Annotated in this window: 2 protein-coding genes and 1 pseudogene; all 3 read right to left on the minus strand. The window is 62.8% G+C overall.

Annotated features, from left to right (window positions below; all coding sequences use genetic code 11):
- A pseudogene (locus EN994_RS21045) lies at positions 1-317 on the minus strand (ABC transporter permease); the annotation flags it as partial.
- 230 nt (positions 318-547) lie between these two features.
- A complete protein-coding gene (locus EN994_RS21050) occupies positions 548-2,200 on the minus strand; it encodes an ABC transporter substrate-binding protein (protein WP_013530882.1) in 1,653 nt (550 codons plus the stop codon).
- Positions 2,201-2,466: 266 nt separating this feature from the next.
- Positions 2,467-4,030: translocation/assembly module TamB domain-containing protein (locus EN994_RS21055; RefSeq protein ID WP_206530442.1), on the minus strand; the 1,564-nt coding region annotated here is incomplete at its 5' end.

Genomic DNA, 4,030 nt, shown 5'->3' on the forward strand with positions numbered 1-4,030 from the left:
AAAACGCCGGCAAAGGTCGGCACGAGCGGATCGTTGCAGAAGGAGAAACGCTGCGCCGGCTTGCCGGTCGCCGGGTCGGTTACCGGCTGCTTGGGCAAGACACCAAGCCACTGGCCGTAGCGGACGAAGAAGTTCTGCCGGTAGCCATGGTTGACCAGCCAGCTCTCGAGCTGCTCGGCCGACGTATGCATTTCGGTCTGGCTGATCGCCAGCTTCTTCAGATTGGGTTCGAGGTTGATCAGGAAGAAGACGACCATGGTCAGGCACAGCATCGTCAATGCCATGGTGCCAAGACGCCTGATAACGAAGGAAAGCATGGCGGCCCCCTGCCGATGGGTTGGGGTTTGAGCCGGCTATGAAAGCCAACCCTGCCGTGACCGGCGGGGCTGGCTGTCAAACAGGCCTTCGGATGCGATCAACCCTGTTTTTGTTGCATGGCCTTGCCCGCGAGTCCGCAACTTTTTTGAGAATGTGCGGACCAGCAGGGACGGACAATGCAAAGAGCGAGGGAAGGGAGCGAGCCCCTTCCCTCCATGTCGATGCGATATCAAGCCTGGTCGAGCCAGACCTTGCCGTAGTCGCGCTCGAAGGTCGGGTGCATCTTGTAGTTCTGCACCGCCTTCACCGAGTGGCTGTAGAGCTTGCGCCAGTACGGCTGGATCATGATGCCGGAATCCTGCAGTATCTGCTCGATGTCCTTCATCATGTCCTTGCGCTTGGCGGCGTCGGCAACGGCGAGCGCCGCATTGAGCTTGGCATCCCAGTCCGGATTCGACCAGCCGGCCTCGTTCCAGGCCTCGCCGGTGCGATAGGCGATGGCCAGAACCTGGACGCCGAGCGGACGCATGTTCCAGTTGGTCATCGACAGCGGATACTTCGTCCAGTCGTTCCAGAACGTGGAACCCGGCAGAACGGTGCGCTTCACCTTGATGCCGGCGTCGCGCAGCTGGGCGGCGATCGCATCGCCGGTGTTCTTATGCCAGTCTTCGTCGACGGTGATCAGCTCGTGTTCGAAGTCGGCTTGGCCGGCTTCCGCCATCAGCGCCTTCGCCTTGGCCGGATCACGGGCAACCTTGGGCAGCTCGTAATATTCCGGATGGATCGAGCAGACATGGTGGTTTTCGGCGACCGAGCCGGCATTGCCGTAGCCGAGCTGCAAGACGACATTGTTGTCGACCGCAAGCTGCAGCGCGTTGCGCACCTTCTGGTCGCCATAGGGCTTGTTGTTGACGTTGGTGCGGCAGACGATGGTCGACGCGGTGACGATTTCCGACTTCACCAGGTCCATGCCGTCGAGGATCGACACATAGTCGGCCGAAGTCTCGAAGTTGGTGTGCACTTCGCCGGCCTCGAAAGCGCTGACCATGGCTGCCGGATCGGTGCCGTAGTCGATGAATTCCAGGCCATCGAGGAACACTTCGCCGTCCCACCACTTGTCATCGGTGCGGCGCTTGTAGACCACCTTCTGACCGACATCGTAGGAGACGAGTTCGAACGGACCGGTGCCGATCGGGCAGGCCTTGAAGTCGCCGCCCTTCTCATCGAAGGTCTTGTGGACGATCAGCCCGGGATAGTCGCACATGTTCGGAATCAGCGCGATGTCCGGCTTGCTGAGCTTAAGCACGACCGTGTGGTCGTCCGGCTTGGTCACGGCGCTCTCGTCGAGCTTGTCGTCCTTGACCAGCGAGCCGAGACGGCCGGGCATGGAATTGCCTTCGGCTTTCTTGTCAGCCCAGCGCTTCAGGTTGAAGATGACGTCATCGGCGGTGAAGGCATCGCCATTCGACCAGGTGACGCCCTTGCGCACATGCAGCGTATACTGCGTGGCGTCGTCGTTGACGTCCCAGCTTTCCAGCAGATAGGGGCGAAACGTGTATTCGGAGGTGTACTTGACCAGCGGCTCGAGCGCCTGGCGCTCGGCATTGGCGATTTCCGACCAGTCGGCCTTGCGCGGGTCCTTGGGATCTTTGATCCACTGGGCGATCTTCAGCGTGCCGCCCTTCTTGCCCTTTACCTCTTCGGCCTTCGCCGGCGTCGGATCGGCGAGGCCGAGCAAGCCGTAAGCCATTGCCGTCGATGCGCCGAAGACGCTGGCCATGGCCAGGAATTCGCGGCGGTCCACCTTGCCTGCCTTGGCTTCTTCGGCCATGGCCAGGATGTGATCCGGAACGCGATCGCCATTACTCTTATAAATTGTCATGACTTAACTCCCATTGTTGGCTTTCCGCCTTTTAACATTCCGCATCCAGGCCATGATGTCAAAGACGGCGTGGATTGAGAACATGTTAGGGAATGTGCAACTTTGAAAGGGGAGCGGTTCGCGTGATAACGACAGTCTTGGCGCAAATTTGCTACTGTCCGACGGATTCTTCTGGAATCGCGATAGTCGATTAAACTGAGACATTTACTCTGGCCCGCACAGCACCAGAATCGATCCACCATGAGGCCAAAAGCCCCGCCGGACTGTCAGTATTCCTTCTCGTAGAAGATGCCGCCCTTGGCTTCGCCGGCATCGTTGGCCTCGCCGCGCAGCTTGACGCCGCGCCCGACATTGAGGTCGATCGTCGCCTTGCCCGAGCCAGGCTTGTCGCCCTTCTGGATGGTGACATAGGTGCGGTCGTTGAGGTATTTGCCGGCCGAAACCGCCGTGCCGCCCTGGTCGTCGGTGGTGACGTCGAGATCGTCGACGCCAATTGCGCTGCGCAGGTTTTCCAGCAGCGACGTCGAGCCGCCGACGCCGGCCAGCTGCCCCGCCGCTTCGGCGAGCTGGGCGATCTGCAGCGGCGACAGGTTCGACATCGAGCGGCCGAAGATCAATTGCGCCAGCACCTCATCCTCGGGCAGCGCCGGCACCGAGGAGAAGGTGAACTTCGGATTGGTCGCTTCGCCCGACACCACGATGGTGACGGTGGCGCTGGTCGTCGTCGTGGTCGCCGTCAAATTGAGATAGGGCACCAGCGAGCCGGAAAACCCGACCGTGCCTTCGGTGAAGGTCAGCCGCTTGCCGAGGATCGACAGTCGTCCGCGCTGCAAGGTGAAGGTGCCGACCGCTTGCGGCGACGAGGCCGGGCCGGTCAGCTTCAGCGAGCCGCCAAGTTCGGCATCAACGCCCCTGCCCTGGATGAAGATCTGATTCGGCGCGTTGACCGTGACATCGAGCGCAAGGCCGCTACCGCCGCCCTTGCCGCTGGTCGTCGGCGGCCGCAGCGCCTTGTCCTGCGCCTTGACCGCGCCCGGCGCGTTCTTGTGCTTGACGTCGAGCGCCGCCAGCGAGCCCGGCAATTTGTCGGGAACGGTGATCACCGTCTTGGCGAGATTGACGGTACCGGCGATGACCGGTGCGGAGGTCAGCGGTCCCTTGATCGTCAGGTCGCCGCCGAGATTGGCGGTCACCACCCTGCCGTCCGTATAGCGGCCGTCGACCAGCTTGATCGACAGGTCGGCCGGGAAACCCTGCGCCGGGTTGATGCCGACCGTGCCGCTGGCCGACAGGCTGCCGCGCGTCGACAGCGTTCCGGTCAGCCGGTTGATCCTGGCGACGCCGCCGGCAATCGAGACATCGGCGGCGAGATCGTTGACGGCGAGGCCGGAGCGCGCATCGACAAGGCGCGCACCCGAGGTGCTGATGCTGCCGCCGATGACGGGCGATGTCGCGGGACCGCGCACCTGCACGTTGACATTGGCGGTTCCAGACAAAGACAGACCCTGCGCGGCCAGCTTCTGGCTGAGCAGGCCGAACGGCACGACGCCATTGAAGTCGAGCACCAGTGACGGCGTGCCGGCCGTTGTCACGGTGCCGCCGCCCTTGAGGCCAAGGCCGGCGCCATCGCCGACATTGGCATTGAAGGTCAGCTTGTTGCCGCCGAAGGTGCCCGACGAGGAGACACTCACCGCACCGACACCGGCACCGCGCGTCTGCGAGGTCCGCACGCCGGCCGCGTCGAGGTTGAAGACAATGGCGGGGTTCGCCGGCGCACCCGTCACCTTGACCGTGCCTGAGATCGAACCGGCGGCGTCGAGCCCCGGCGAG

It is taken from the genome of Mesorhizobium sp. M7A.F.Ca.CA.002.09.1.1 (assembly GCF_003998555.1).
Lineage (GTDB): Bacteria > Pseudomonadota > Alphaproteobacteria > Rhizobiales > Rhizobiaceae > Mesorhizobium > Mesorhizobium ciceri.

What these genes read in the sequence shown, in the direction of transcription:
- EN994_RS21050 (WP_013530882.1), bottom strand. Translation starts at nt 2,200, where the DNA reads ATGACAATTTATAAGAGTAATGGCGATCGCGTTCCGGATCACATCCTG.